The organism is Streptococcus sp. AM28-20, from assembly GCF_003603595.1.
Lineage (GTDB): Bacteria > Bacillota > Bacilli > Lactobacillales > Streptococcaceae > Streptococcus > Streptococcus ilei.
In genome coordinates this window covers 691,542-704,697 of sequence record NZ_QTNK01000001.1, presented here as the reverse complement: position 1 = coordinate 704,697, position 13,156 = coordinate 691,542, and the positions used below count along the sequence as shown (strand labels likewise).

General features: G+C 38.5%; 13 protein-coding genes. All 13 read left to right on the top strand.

Going from position 1 to position 13,156, the window contains the following annotated elements; genetic code table 11:
• Positions 1-5: 5 nt before the first annotated feature.
• Positions 6-1,670 (top strand): propanediol/glycerol family dehydratase large subunit, encoded by a 1,665-nt coding sequence (locus tag DW738_RS03705; RefSeq protein ID WP_123160354.1) that lies wholly within the window; start codon positions 6-8, stop codon positions 1,668-1,670.
• A 12-nt stretch (positions 1,671-1,682) separates the two neighbouring features.
• Positions 1,683-2,354: a propanediol/glycerol family dehydratase medium subunit gene (locus DW738_RS03700; RefSeq protein WP_123160353.1), complete on the top strand. Its 672-nt coding sequence runs from the start codon at positions 1,683-1,685 to the stop codon at positions 2,352-2,354.
• Positions 2,355-2,369: 15 nt separating this feature from the next.
• The gene (locus DW738_RS03695; RefSeq protein WP_123160352.1) at positions 2,370-2,879 is read left to right on the top strand and encodes a diol dehydratase small subunit; all 510 of its coding nucleotides are present in this window, start codon (positions 2,370-2,372) and stop codon (positions 2,877-2,879) included.
• A gap of 26 nt (positions 2,880-2,905) precedes the next feature.
• Positions 2,906-4,765, top strand: coding sequence for a diol dehydratase reactivase subunit alpha (locus tag DW738_RS03690; RefSeq protein ID WP_123160351.1), 1,860 nt, complete (start codon positions 2,906-2,908; stop codon positions 4,763-4,765).
• Complete coding sequence (locus DW738_RS03685; RefSeq protein ID WP_123160350.1) at positions 4,746-5,126, top strand: glycerol dehydratase reactivase beta/small subunit family protein; 381 nt, start codon at positions 4,746-4,748, stop codon at positions 5,124-5,126. Before DW738_RS03690 ends, DW738_RS03685 begins: the two co-directional genes overlap by 20 nt.
• Before the next feature lie 26 nt (positions 5,127-5,152).
• Positions 5,153-5,644 (top strand): heme-binding protein, encoded by a 492-nt coding sequence (locus DW738_RS03680; RefSeq protein WP_123160349.1) that lies wholly within the window; start codon positions 5,153-5,155, stop codon positions 5,642-5,644.
• Positions 5,645-5,661: 17 nt separating this feature from the next.
• Positions 5,662-6,375 (top strand): MIP/aquaporin family protein, encoded by a 714-nt coding sequence (locus DW738_RS03675; protein WP_006596178.1) that lies wholly within the window; start codon positions 5,662-5,664, stop codon positions 6,373-6,375.
• 144 nt (positions 6,376-6,519) lie between these two features.
• Positions 6,520-7,713: an acetate kinase gene (locus DW738_RS03670; RefSeq protein WP_123160348.1), complete on the top strand. Its 1,194-nt coding sequence runs from the start codon at positions 6,520-6,522 to the stop codon at positions 7,711-7,713.
• 128 nt (positions 7,714-7,841) lie between these two features.
• Positions 7,842-8,186 carry a BMC domain-containing protein gene (locus tag DW738_RS03665; RefSeq protein ID WP_006596180.1) on the top strand — a complete coding sequence of 115 codons (345 nt, stop codon included), beginning with the start codon at positions 7,842-7,844 and terminating at the stop codon, positions 8,184-8,186.
• 22 nt (positions 8,187-8,208) lie between these two features.
• Positions 8,209-8,787 carry a response regulator gene (locus DW738_RS03660; RefSeq protein ID WP_009730851.1) on the top strand — a complete coding sequence of 193 codons (579 nt, stop codon included), beginning with the start codon at positions 8,209-8,211 and terminating at the stop codon, positions 8,785-8,787.
• Positions 8,774-10,210 carry a sensor histidine kinase gene (locus DW738_RS03655; RefSeq protein ID WP_023023525.1) on the top strand — a complete coding sequence of 479 codons (1,437 nt, stop codon included), beginning with the start codon at positions 8,774-8,776 and terminating at the stop codon, positions 10,208-10,210. The genes DW738_RS03660 and DW738_RS03655 overlap by 14 nt, the downstream gene beginning before the upstream one ends.
• Before the next feature lie 105 nt (positions 10,211-10,315).
• Positions 10,316-11,746, top strand: a complete 1,431-nt coding sequence (gene eutA / locus DW738_RS03650) for an ethanolamine ammonia-lyase reactivating factor EutA (protein WP_023023523.1) — start codon at positions 10,316-10,318, stop codon at positions 11,744-11,746.
• A 26-nt stretch (positions 11,747-11,772) separates the two neighbouring features.
• A complete protein-coding gene (locus tag DW738_RS03645) occupies positions 11,773-13,143 on the top strand; it encodes an ethanolamine ammonia-lyase subunit EutB (protein ID WP_023023521.1) in 1,371 nt (456 codons plus the stop codon).
• Positions 13,144-13,156: the final 13 nt, after the last annotated feature.

The following is a 13,156-nucleotide window of genomic DNA, read 5'->3' as shown; positions in this document are numbered from 1 at the left end:
GAATCATGACAAAATCAAAACGTTTTGAAGTGCTCAGTAAACGACCAATTAATCAGGATGGATTCGTAACAGAGTGGGTTGAAGAAGGTTTAGTGGCTATGGATAGCCCTAATGATCCAAAGCCTAGTATTCGTATTGAAAATGGCGTCGTAGTTGAATTAGATGGAAAATCAAGAGAAGAATTTGATTTAATCGATCAGTTTATAGCTACTTATGGAATTGATTTGAAACATGCAGAAGAAGTTGTTCGAATGGATTCTAAAGAGATCGCTAACAAAATTTTAACTCCGAATGTACCACGTTCTGAAATTGTTCGATTGACTAAAGCAATGACTCCTGCTAAGATTTGTGAAGTTGTGAATCACATGAATGTTGTTGAAATCATGATGTGTTTGCAAAAAATGCGGACACGGAAACAAACAGCAACACAAGCGCACGTTACAAACGTCAATGATAATCCGGTACAGATCGCTGCGGATGCTGCAGAAGGGGCTCTACGTGGATTTGCTGAACAAGAAACGACAGTAGCCGTTGTTCGGTATGCACCTTTCAATGCCTTGTCTCTTATGATCGGCTCGCAAGTTGGTCGTCCTGGAGTTCTTACTCAGTGTTCATTGGAAGAAGCAACAGAACTTGAATTTGGTATGCGTGGCTTTACGGCTTATGCTGAAACCATCTCCGTTTATGGTACAGAAGATGTATTTACAGATGGTGATGATACTCCTTGGTCCAAAGCCTTTTTGGCGTCTGCCTACGCTTCTCGCGGCTTGAAGATGCGCTTTACTTCAGGAACTGGTTCAGAAGTTCAAATGGGACAAGCAGAAGGTAAGTCCATGCTTTACTTGGAAGCTCGCTGTCTATACATTACAAAAGCGGCGGGTGTTCAAGGAACACAAAATGGATCTGTAAGTTGTATTGGTATTCCAGCAGCTGTTCCAAGTGGTATTCGTGCAGTCGTTGCTGAAAACTTAATTGCGACGATGCTGGACCTTGAATGTGCCTCTTCAAATGACCAAACATTTACTCACTCAGATTTGCGGCGTTCTGTACGTACCTTGATGCAGTTGGCTCCTGGTACAGACTTTATTAACTCAGGTTATTCTGCAACACCGAACTATGACAATATGTTTGCAGGATCTAACTGGGACGCAGATGATTTTGATGACTACAACGTTATTCAACGCGATTTGCGTGTAGACGGTGGTTTGCGTCCAGTTCGTGAAGAAGAAGTTATTAAAGTACGGAATAAAGCAGCGCGCGTGATGCAAGCTTTATTTAAAGGTTTGGGATTGCCAGCTATCACAGATGAAGAAGTGGAAGCAGCAACTTATGCACACGGTTCAAAAGATATGCCTGAACGCGATAAGGTAGAAGATATCAAAGCAGCTCAAGGTATCCTTGAACGTGGGGTTCAAGGTGTGGATCTGATTAAGGCTTTGGCAAACAATGGCTTCCCAGAAATTGCCAATGAACTCTTGAATTTGTTTAAACAACGTGCTGCAGGTGACTTTTTACAAACGTCTGCTATTTTCGATAAAGATTGGAATGTTATATCAGCTATTAACTCTCCAAACGATTATGTTGGTGTCGGTACTGGACATCGCTTAGTGGGAGAAGAATGGGAAAAGGTTAAAGATATTCCACGTGCGATCGACCCTCGTGATATTTAGGAGGACCTAACGATGACAGAAATAAATGAAACGTTGTTGCGCTCGATCATCGAGAGTGTATTAAAAGAAGTAAAAGCAGAATCTAACGGTCATGTAGAATCGACTCATCATGTAGATGCTACAACTACAGCATCAGTCAATGAGGGAACAGTTATTCGAAAAGTTGGAGTTGCCCAGCCAAGTCAATCTGTTGATGAGGTTGTCATTGCAGTTGGTCCAGCTTTTGGGGAACAGCAAGTTAAAACCATGGTTGACATACCGCACACTGAAGTACTGAGACAATTAGTTGCAGGAATTGAAGAAGAAGGCTTGAAAGCTCGGATTGTGAAAGTGTATCGTTCATCTGACGTGGCTTTCGTAGCTGTTGAAGGAGACCACCTTTCTGGATCTGGAATTTCTATTGGTGTCCAGTCCAAAGGAACTACTGTTATCCACCAACGTGATTTACCACCATTGAGTAATCTTGAACTCTTCCCTCAAGCCCCACTCTTGACTCCTGAAACCTATCGTTTAATCGGCAAAAATGCTGCCAAATATGCAAAAGGTGAAACACCAAACCCTGTTCCTACCTTGAATGATCAAATGGCACGTCCTAAATATCAGGCATACTCCGCTTTACTTCACATTAAAGAAACAAAATTGGTTGTAAAAGGTAAGCCTGCAGATGAGTGTGTGTTAATTTAAAGTAGGAGGTCCAAAATGGCAGAATCAGTTGAATTATTAGTAAAACAAATCTTGGAACAAATGAATCATTCTGAGACAAGTGCTCCAAGCTTTTCAAGTAACAATCAAGGCGAAGCAACAGCTAATGATTATCCAATCTCTAAAAAGCATCCAGACTGGATTAAAATTGGAGATAACAAGAAATTTGAAGATGTTACATTGGAAAATATTCTTTCAGGTCAAATTTCATCTCAGGACTTGCGGATTAAACCAGAGATTCTAATTAAACAAGGTGAAATCGCAAAAAATTCTGGTCGTGAGGCTATTCAATATAACTTTTCTCGGGCTGCTGAATTGACTCGTGTTCCAGACAAACGTGTTCTAGAAATTTACAATGCTTTACGTCCTTATCGTTCTTCTAAAGAGGAACTCTTATCCATTGCAGAAGAATTGGAAACACAATATCAAGCAAAGATTTGTGCAGGATTTATTAGAGAAGCTGCTGAACATTATGAACGTCGTAAGAAATTGAAAGGCGATAATTAGCAGCGCGATAGAATTGGAGGAAAATAGTGAAATATATCATTGGTGTTGATATTGGGAATTCCTCAACAGAAACTGCGTTAGCAGCATTTGATACTGCACAAAATAAACTTCACTTCCTTTCATCTGCTATTTCTGATACGACTGGTATTAAGGGAACGAAAGAAAATGTTCACGGAATCTATGACTCTCTTCGCAAATTAATGGCTAAGACGTCACTTGATTTAAAAGATATTAGTTTGATTCGCATTAACGAAGCAACCCCGGTTATCGGGGACGTAGCTATGGAAACCATTACGGAAACTGTGATTACAGAATCCACAATGATTGGTCATAATCCTCGGACTCCAGGCGGACTTGGTTTAGGTGTTGGAAAAACAGTTCATATTCTTGATTTAATTAATCAAGTGAAAACGGAGCCTTATATTGTAGTTGTTCCAAAGGATATTGATTTTGATTTAGTAGCGAAGCTTATCAATGCTTATTTTGAAAACGGTTACAATATTCAAGGAGCTGTTCTCCAAGCAGATGATGGCGTCTTAGTCAATAATCGTTTAACATCTAAAATCCCGATTGTAGATGAGATTTTATACATTGATAAGGTACCTTTGGGGATGTTAGCTGCGGTAGAAGTTGTAGAGCAGGGGAAAGTCATTACACAGTTATCTAATCCTTATGGGATTGCGACTGTTTTTGAACTGAATCCAGAAGAAACCAAGAGCATTGTGCCAATCGCGCGTGCCCTAATTGGAAATCGTTCAGCGGTAGTGATTAAAACGCCAAAAGGTGATGTCAAAGCCCGCAAAATTCCAGCAGGGACTATACAAATTATTGGTGAAAATCAAATCTTACGTGTGGATGTTTCTAAGGGATCTGAAGCAATCATGGAGCAGGTGGTCCTTGCCAAAAATATCCAAAACGTAATTGGAGAAGCGGGAACAAACGTTGGTGGTATGCTTGAAAAAGTACGGCAAACCATGGCCAAACTGACAGATAAAAGTCAAGATCAGATAGCTATTCAAGATTTATTGGCAGTAAATACCTTTGTCCCGATCTCTGTTCAAGGTGGCTTGGCCGGTGAATTTTCGATGGAACAAGCGGTCGGAATTGCTTCTATGGTTAATTCTGATAAACTTCAAATGTCTATCATAGCTACAGAAATTGAACATGAGTTGGGGATCCCAGTTGAAATAGGAGGCTCTGAAGCAGAAGCAGCCATTTTAGGGGCTTTAACCACTCCAGGATCAGACAGACCACTTGCTATTTTGGATTTGGGTGCTGGATCTACGGATGCTTCAATCATTAATAAGCAAGGTGAGATACATGCTATTCACTTGGCAGGAGCAGGGGATATGGTGACCATGCTGATTAACTCAGAGCTTGGCCTTGAGAATCGTCATTTAGCTGAAGATATCAAAAAATATCCTTTGGCTAAAGTGGAGAGTCTGTTCCATATCCGTCATGAAGACGGAACTGTTCAATTCTTTGATCAACCCTTATCGAGTGATTTATTTGCACGTGTGGTTATTGTAAAAGGTGAAGAAGAGTTTGTTCCATTGAACAACCAGGACTATTCTATTGAGAAGATTCGCCTCGTTCGGCAATCTGCTAAAGAGCGTGTATTTGTCACCAATGCGATTCGTGCTCTGAAACGGGTTAGTCCTACCGAAAATATTCGTGATATTCCTTTTGTAGTCATCGTTGGTGGTTCTGCATTAGACTTTGAAATTCCACAGCTAGTGACAGAAGCTTTGTCACAACATGCAATCGTAGCAGGTCGCGGAAATGTACGAGGAAATGAAGGGCCAAGGAATGCTGTAGCCACTGGGTTAATCTTAACGTATGCTAGAGAGGCAGAGGGTGGTCGTTATGACTATTCAATTATCTAATAAGCCAAAGATCATTTTCTATATCCCAAAGGATAGTGAAACAACTGTTTTTGATCAAGTTGGTTTTGGTATTGAAGAAGAAGGGATACCGTTTGAATATATTCAGACAGAAACAGTTGAAGATGTTGTTTTAACGGCCCATCGTGCTTCTCATGAATCGTCCTTACTAGTTGGCATAGCGGCCAATAAACATGATATCGTCCTTCATTATAGGAATTTACCCAAAGAAAAATATGTTTATAGAATTAAACAATATAGCGGTGTTGGAAATCGGGAGTTACGTTTACTGGGCACGAATGCTGCTCGGTTAGTTAAAGGTGTCCCCTTTAACACAAGTTCGGTTTTTGATGTTACATTTTAGTTCAAGATTAGCAGGAGGTGGTTAAAGTGACGATTAATGAGGATAAAATTGAAAAAATGACTTTAAATATCCTTAAAGAAATTTTGAATCGTTATCCTGTTGAATCAAATCATTCGAATTATTCCAATCCACTCTATCAAAAGGCATGGGATATTGTACAAAAAGCAGTGAAAAAAGCGAAAGATTTACAAGTTGATGTAGTCATTACGCTTCTTGATTCAAGTGCTCGCGTCATCATGACTTATAGAATGGAAAATGCGTTATTAGTTAGCGATGAGATGGCTTATAAAAAAGCATATACTGCTGTAGGAATGAAAATGGAATCGAAAGATTTAAAACCATTAACTCAACCAGGAGAATGGTTATATCAATTGGAAATGATGTTGGACAATAAAATTGTCAGTCTTTCTGGTGGGGTTCCAATTTTTGAGGGAGAACATCTACTGGGTTCCATTGGAGTCAGTGGTGGAAATTCTATACAAGACCAAGAAATTGCGTTATATGCCATCGGTAGATAATCATTAGAGGTGTCATAATGGAAAAATATTTAGGTGAATTCTTAGGGACAATGGTCCTGATAGTCTTTGGTAATGGTCTTGGAGCATCTCTCAATTTGAACAAGGCAATTGCTAAAAATTTTGCTCCTAGTTGGTTTACAGCTGTCTTTGCTTGGGGCTTAGCAGTTACTCTAGGCGTTTATACGGCAGGATTTTATAACTCAGGTGGTCATTTAAATCCATCAGTTACCATTGCATTTGCAATTGGCGGATCATTCCCTTGGGATCAAGTGTTTGGTTACATCATTGCGCAAGTAGCAGGAGCTTTCGTTGGTGCAGCGATTATAACGGTAATGTACCATACACACTTTAAGGAAACCAGCCAGGAAGAAGGAAATTCAGTGGGCATTTTTGCAACAGGTCCAGCTATTCCAAATCCTTTCTATAATTTACTAAGTGAAATTATTGCGACTTTCTTCTTTATCTTTGCATTGCTGATGATTACTCATGGTGAAATAACACCTGGCTTGACACCTGTACTAGTTGGTTTATTAATCATGGCAGTGGGTCTATCTTTGGGTTCAACTACAGGATTTGCCCTAAATCCAGCACGTGATTTCGGTCCTCGTTTAGCGTATGCTATTTTGCCGATTCCAAATAAAGGGGATGCAAATTGGTCTTATGCCTGGATTCCAATCGTAGGTCCTACTATTGGAGCGATCTTAGCAGTCCTACTTGTCAATATCATGTAATCGTGGAATACGGAAAAAATACAGAAAAATATACAACTTAATGAGAACAAGCATGATTGTTTAAAAAGTTGTACATAATAGATAGTAGGACAGAAGCTATTGAAATAAGGTCTGTCCTACTTCTTTATTTAAGAAGGTGAAAAAATGTCGGAGAAAATATTAGCAATCAATGCAGGAAGCTCATCTTTGAAATTTCAGTTACTAGAAATGCCTGATGAAGCAGTTATAGCGAAAGGGATTTTTGATCGAATCGGTTTCAAAGATGGTAAAATAAAGTACCAAACCAAAAGAAACCAGATTCAAAAAAATGTTTGTATTCCTAGTCATGAATTTGCAGTCCAAGTATTGCTAGGGACCCTTGTAGAGAGTGGAGAAATTCAGTCAATAGAAGAGATTGTTGGAGTTGGACATCGGGTTGCTCATGGTGGGGAGAGTTTTAAGGGATCTGTATTGGTAGATGAAAAAAATGAGGAGATCATTTCAGACTTAGGAGATTTGGCTCCGAGTCATAATCCGATCAGTCTATCTGTCATCAAATCGTTTAAAACTCATTTTCCGAGCATCAAAAATGTCGCTGTTTTTGATACCTCTTTCCATCAGACTATGGACCCGGTCCACTACCTTTATCCTTTGCCTTATAGTTTGTACGAAAAGTTTCATGTTCGAAAATATGGTTTCCATGGCATCAGCCACGCCTATATCGCAGAAACGATAGAAAAGATCTTTCAACAAGAAGAGCATCCTAAGCAACATGTTAAAATTATTAGTTGTCATTTAGGAAATGGTGCCAGTATTTGTGCCATCAAAGAGCAGCAGTCAGTGAATACTAGTATGGGCTTCACACCCATTGATGGATTGATGATGGGGTCACGATGTGGAAGTATTGACCCAATGATCATCCCTTACTTGGTTGAAAGACAGCAGATGCCAATCCATGAAGTCAAGAAACTACTGAATGATGCTTCTGGTCTTCTTGGAATTTCCGAAATGAGTAATGATATGCGTGATTTGATTCAAGCCGCTAGGGAAGGGAATCAAAAAGCAACATTAGCTATTGAGATGTTTGTGAATCGTGTGGCCCATACGATCGCATCCTATATTGTAGATCTGGATGGACTTGATGCTTTAGTATTTACTGGAGGAATTGGTGAGAATGCAGCCCTAATCCGTTCCTTGATCGTTGATAAATTACAGGTGTTCGGAATGTCTGTGAACAAAGAGCTAAATGAAAATGGCAGTTTGTATATCCAAGATTCCAATTCCAATTGTAAGATCCTTGTCGTTCAAACGAATGAAGAATTGATGATTGCTAGAGAAACTTATCGTTTAAGCGTATAGATAAAAGACAGATAGACGTTTGAAACAAAGATTGTGAAAATTTAGAGTTGAAAGCGGATACCAATTATAGTATAATCATATTATTTGGAACTATATTTATTGTAAAACCAATCCAGAGGTGGTAATATATGTCAGAAAAACAAAGAATGATTCAGGAATATGTTCCTGGGAAACAAGTCACATTAGCTCATTTGATTGCGAGTCCTGATCCAGTAATTTTTGAAAAATTGGGGTTACAGACTGATTTTCAAGATGCTATTGGAATATTAACCATCACTCCAAGTGAGGCAGCTATTATTGCTGTGGATATTGCTACGAAAGCAGCGGGAGTACAGATTGGTTTTGTCGATCGCTTTAGTGGATCGGTTGTCATGACTGGAGATGTTGCATCAGTAGATGCTTCACTCCATGCAGTTCTAAATGGCTTAGAGGAAATACTAGGCTTTTCAAGTACCATTGTAACAAGAACATAATTTCAAACGAGGGAAGGATTTCATGAAGGGCAGAATACTAATTTGTGATGATGATCCAATTATTCGCTTAGATATCAAACAAATTTTAGAACAGTCAGATTATGAAGTGGCTGCAGAAGCAAGTGATGGTTTTGAAGCTATCGAACTTTGCCAAAAACACTTTTTCGATCTAGTCATTATGGATATTAAATTACCATTACTGGACGGATTATCCGCGGGGAAAAAAATACTAGATGATGGATTGGCGTACGGGGTGATTATTCTCTCTGCATTTAGCGATGACCATTATGTTCAAAAAGCGAGTTTAACGGGTGCTAGTGCCTATTTAGTAAAACCGTTGGATGCAAAATCGTTAATTCCTACAATAGCAGTTTGTATAGAGAAAGGGCGGCAACAGCAATTACTTTCAAAGGAATTAATCAAAATTAGTAAAAAGCTCGACGATCGAATTCTCTTAGAAAAGGCAAAAGGGCTCTTGATGACAAGAGATAATCTTTCAGAACCTGAAGCTTTTAAACAGATTCGGACCATTAGTATGCAAAAACGCGTTCCAATGATTGAAATTGCAAAATTGCTGTTATTAAATAATGAAGCACAATAATCAAATAAAGAAATTTTGTGAAGATAAAACGGATTTAAATGAGGCGGATATTGATTACTTGATTCGGCAATCAGAGGCGGTTTTATCTAGCAAAGAGTTTATGGATAAGGACGTCTTCATTGATGTCAAAAATATTTATTCTGATCATGCAATTGTCGTTTTCCATAGAAAGCCTCATACAAAGGAAAGCTTGTATGAAAAGACAGTGGTAGGGCAATCAGCATTTTTGGAAAACGAACCAGGGGTGCTACGAACTCTTCAGACAGGGGTTCCTTCTGTTGGACTCCGTGGACAATCGCAAGAAGGAGTTGCAATTGAACAGACTGTTTTTCCGATTACTAGAGGAGAAAAAGTCATTGCTACTTTAATTGTTGAAAGTGATTTTTCAAATAGCTTTTCGTCTAGCTTCTCTCTCAAGCCTTCTAAAGGTGACAATTCTTACATTTTTCAAGCTCCTTCAGAATCAAGTCGAGAAGACGAAGTTTCCTTACTGGATTATGTAGAAGATGCAGTATTAGTGTTTGATCAGGGAGGATTTCTACTCCATTGCAATCAGTCTGCTGTTCTCTTATATCGAACGAAGTTGGGCTACTTGGATAGTGTTCAAGGAATGCATTATGATAATCTTTCCTTGGATGGAACCATCTTTTCTGAATTAGTAGAAGATCATTTTTCAGATAGTAATAAAACCGTTAAGTATGGGAAGCACTATTTTCAAGTCAAGTGTTACCCCAATGCTCGCAATCATCAAACTGTTCTTACCATAAGGGATATCAGTGACCTTAAAGAAAAAGACAAAGAGATTCAAGAGAGTGTGATAGCGTCTCGAGAAATTAATCACCGAGTTAAAAATCATCTGCAAACCATTATTTCTTTATTGCGATTGCAAGGAGCACAGGTTAAAGAATCGGGCACAAAGGTTGCTTTCGAAGATTGTATTAACCGGATTTTCTCGATTGCTGCTACCTATGAGCTTCTTTCTAGTCAAGAACATGAGCAAATCGATCTGAAGTCCCTGATTGAAATTGTTTCATCTAATCTTCAACGTTGTTTTGCAGAAAGACCTGATATTCAATTAAAATTGGAATTATGTGATCAAATCTACCTAGATCATAATAGAGCATCATCATTAGCGCTGGTTATTAATGAATTATTACAAAATGCTTATGAGCATGCTTTTTCCAATAAAAAATATCAAAAAAATAAAAAAAATCAATGTATTCGTTTGCAAATGACGAAAAATGATGATATAATACGTATACAAGTAATTGATAATGGTAGCGGTTACAATGTCGAAACCGTGGGCCAAGAGCATCTTGGTTTAATCCTTGTTCAACGATTTGTAGATAGTAAATTATCTGGAAGACTTGTGACAACTTCAAATCATGAGGGGACACAAGTTAAGATAATTTTTAAAGTGTAAATAATAAAAGACTAACAATGAAGTCAGTCGAAAAGCAATGACGCTTAAAGAATGCAGAAACGATGTTTCAGTGCATTCTTTAGGCGTCTTTTTTGGAGGTTTCCTATGTCGGATAAAATTTTGAGTGTTGGGTTAGACCTAGGAACTGCAACGACTCAACTAGTCCTATCTGAACTTACCATTGAAAATATTGCTTCAGTATTTACAATCCCGCGAGTTTATATAACGGATAAAAAAGTCCTTTACAAAAGTAAAATTATTTTTACACCCATCTCACATCAATCTTTGATAGAAGTTGATAAGATAAAAGACTTTGTTATTCAAGAATATAAAAAAGCTGGAATTGAAAAGCAAAATATTCAAATGGGGGCTGTGATCATTACCGGTGAAACGGCTAGAAAGGAAAATGCTAGTCAGGTTTTACAAGCCTTGAGTGGTTACGCAGGTGATTTCGTAGTTGCTACTGCTGGACCAGATCTTGAGAGTATCATCGCGGGCAAGGGTGCCTGTGCTCATCAATATTCTCAGGAACACCATACGTCAGTAGTAAATATTGATATTGGAGGTGGAACTTCAAACTTCGCAGCGTTTCGCGAAGGGGACGTGATAGATACTGGATGTCTAGATATTGGTGGACGCTTGATCAAAATTGATCCAACGACCTATAAAATCCAATACATTGCACCAAAATTACAAGAAATTATTAAACAAGAAAATTTAAGATTGTTCTTAAATGATATTGTCAATAAAGATGAGTTAAATAAACTCATTCAAATCATGGTCCGTGTATTAGAAAAGGCTGTTGGCCTAGATGTTGATGCTCCATATTATGAATTCTTACAAACCAATCATGGTTTGAGGCTAGATTATGAAATTAATTGTGTTTCATTTTCTGGTGGAGTAGCAGATGCTATCACTGAAGAAGCTGTAGCGAATGATTTCGCATACGGGGACATTGGTATCATACTTGGACGCGCCATTCGTCAATCAAAAATTTTTGAACAAAAGAAAGTCATTGAATCGGCTGAAACGATTCGGGCAACAGTTGTGGGGGCTGGTAGCCATACAACAGAAGTTAGTGGAAGTACCATTACTTATATTTCCAAAACATTACCGATTAGGAACATTCCTGTTTTGAAATTAGCCAAGGACGATGAACTAGAAAGTTGCGAAAAATTAACCAAGATCATTCGTGATAAATTAGAATGGTTTACTTTGGAAAATGAAGTCCAACAGGTTGCTTTAGCACTTAATGGAGAAAAAAGTCCAAGTTTTGTAAGAGTACAAGAATATGCTACAGCCATCGTCCAAGGAATGAGTGAAACGATTCGAAAAAATATTCCCTTACTGGTGGTCGTGAGAGAAGATATGGCTAAAGTTTTAGGACAATGTTTATTTGCTATCTTGCCGAAGGATTATCCTTTTGTATGTATAGATTCCGTTGATGTTCAAAATGGAGACTATATAGATATTGGTAATCCAGTGATAGAGGGATCGGTTTTACCGGTCGTCGTTAAAACGTTAGTTTTTAATTAGGAAATTATTAAAGGAGGAGACTTTAAATGATTTTAAAGACAAAATTATTTGGAAGAGTCTATGAATTCAAATCAGTAAAAGAAGTTCTAGCTAAAGCCAATGAATACAAGTCGGGTGACCAACTTGCGGGCGTAGCTGCTGAATCTTCTGAAGAACGTGTGGCAGCTAAGGTGGTTTTATCACAATTAAAACTTTCCGATTTGTTTAACAATCCAGTTGTACCATACGAAGAGGACGAAGTAACACGTATTATTATCGATGATGTAAACCTTCGAACTTATGAAAAAATTAAGAACTGGACAGTTTCTGAACTCCGTGAGTGGATTTTGGATAACAAACACCAAAATGTAGATATTCAATGGCTATCTCGTGGATTGACTTCAGAAATGGTTGCAGCGGTTGCTAAGTTGATGACCAACCTAGACTTGATTGTTGCAGCGAATAAGATCATCATCACTAAACGTGCTAATACAACGATTGGTATGCCTGGAACATTCTCTTCTCGTTTGCAACCAAACCACACTACAGATGATCCTGATGGTATCATGGCTTCTACAATGGAAGGTTTTGCCTATGGATGTGGGGATGCTCTTCTAGGATTGAACCCAGTAGATGATTCTGTTGAAAGTACAAAACGTATTCTTCATAAATTTAATGACTTTATCGAAGAGTATAAGATCCCAACACAACACTGTGTACTAGCTCACGTTACAACTCAAATTGAAGCAATGAACCAAGGCGCTCCAACAGGATTGGTCTTCCAATCTATCGCAGGTTCTGAAAAAGGAAATGAAGCCTTTGGTTTTGATGCGAAAGTGATTCAAGAAGCTAAAGATACGGCTCAAAAAGTTGGTACCTCAGCTGGTCCAAACGTGATGTACTTTGAAACTGGTCAAGGTTCTGAATTGTCTTCAGATGCTCACCATGGTGCTGACCAGGTAACAATGGAAGCACGTTGTTATGGTTTTGCAAAACGCTTTGATCCATTCTTGGTAAATACTGTAGTTGGATTCATCGGACCTGAATATTTGTACGATTCAAAACAAGTTATTCGTGCAGGTTTGGAAGACCACTTCATGGGTAAACTGACTGGTATTTCTATGGGTTGTGATATCTGTTACACGAACCACATGAAAGCCGATCAAAATGATGCTGAAAACCTATTGGTTCTACTTGGTGCAGCAAACGTTAACTACATCATGGCAATTCCTCATGGAGATGATATCATGTTGAACTACCAAACTACTGGTTACCACGAAACTGCAACAATGCGTGATCTCTTGAACAAACGTCCAATCAAAGAATTTGAAGAATGGATGGAAGGCATGGGATTGATGAAAGATGGACATCTTACTGAAATTGGTGGAGATGGATCTATCTTTATGAGACAAAATTAGTGAGGAGGTACTG

What these genes read in the sequence shown, in the direction of transcription:
- DW738_RS03705 (WP_123160354.1), top strand. Translation starts at nt 6, where the DNA reads ATGACAAAATCAAAACGTTTTGAAGTGCTCAGTAAACGACCAATTAAT.
- DW738_RS03700 (WP_123160353.1), top strand. Translation starts at nt 1,683, where the DNA reads ATGACAGAAATAAATGAAACGTTGTTGCGCTCGATCATCGAGAGTGTA.
- DW738_RS03695 (WP_123160352.1), top strand. Translation starts at nt 2,370, where the DNA reads ATGGCAGAATCAGTTGAATTATTAGTAAAACAAATCTTGGAACAAATG.
- DW738_RS03685 (WP_123160350.1), top strand. Translation starts at nt 4,746, where the DNA reads ATGACTATTCAATTATCTAATAAGCCAAAGATCATTTTCTATATCCCA.
- DW738_RS03675 (WP_006596178.1), top strand. Translation starts at nt 5,662, where the DNA reads ATGGAAAAATATTTAGGTGAATTCTTAGGGACAATGGTCCTGATAGTC.
- DW738_RS03670 (WP_123160348.1), top strand. Translation starts at nt 6,520, where the DNA reads ATGTCGGAGAAAATATTAGCAATCAATGCAGGAAGCTCATCTTTGAAA.
- DW738_RS03665 (WP_006596180.1), top strand. Translation starts at nt 7,842, where the DNA reads ATGTCAGAAAAACAAAGAATGATTCAGGAATATGTTCCTGGGAAACAA.
- DW738_RS03660 (WP_009730851.1), top strand. Translation starts at nt 8,209, where the DNA reads ATGAAGGGCAGAATACTAATTTGTGATGATGATCCAATTATTCGCTTA.
- DW738_RS03655 (WP_023023525.1), top strand. Translation starts at nt 8,774, where the DNA reads ATGAAGCACAATAATCAAATAAAGAAATTTTGTGAAGATAAAACGGAT.
- eutA (WP_023023523.1), top strand. Translation starts at nt 10,316, where the DNA reads ATGTCGGATAAAATTTTGAGTGTTGGGTTAGACCTAGGAACTGCAACG.
- DW738_RS03645 (WP_023023521.1), top strand. Translation starts at nt 11,773, where the DNA reads ATGATTTTAAAGACAAAATTATTTGGAAGAGTCTATGAATTCAAATCA.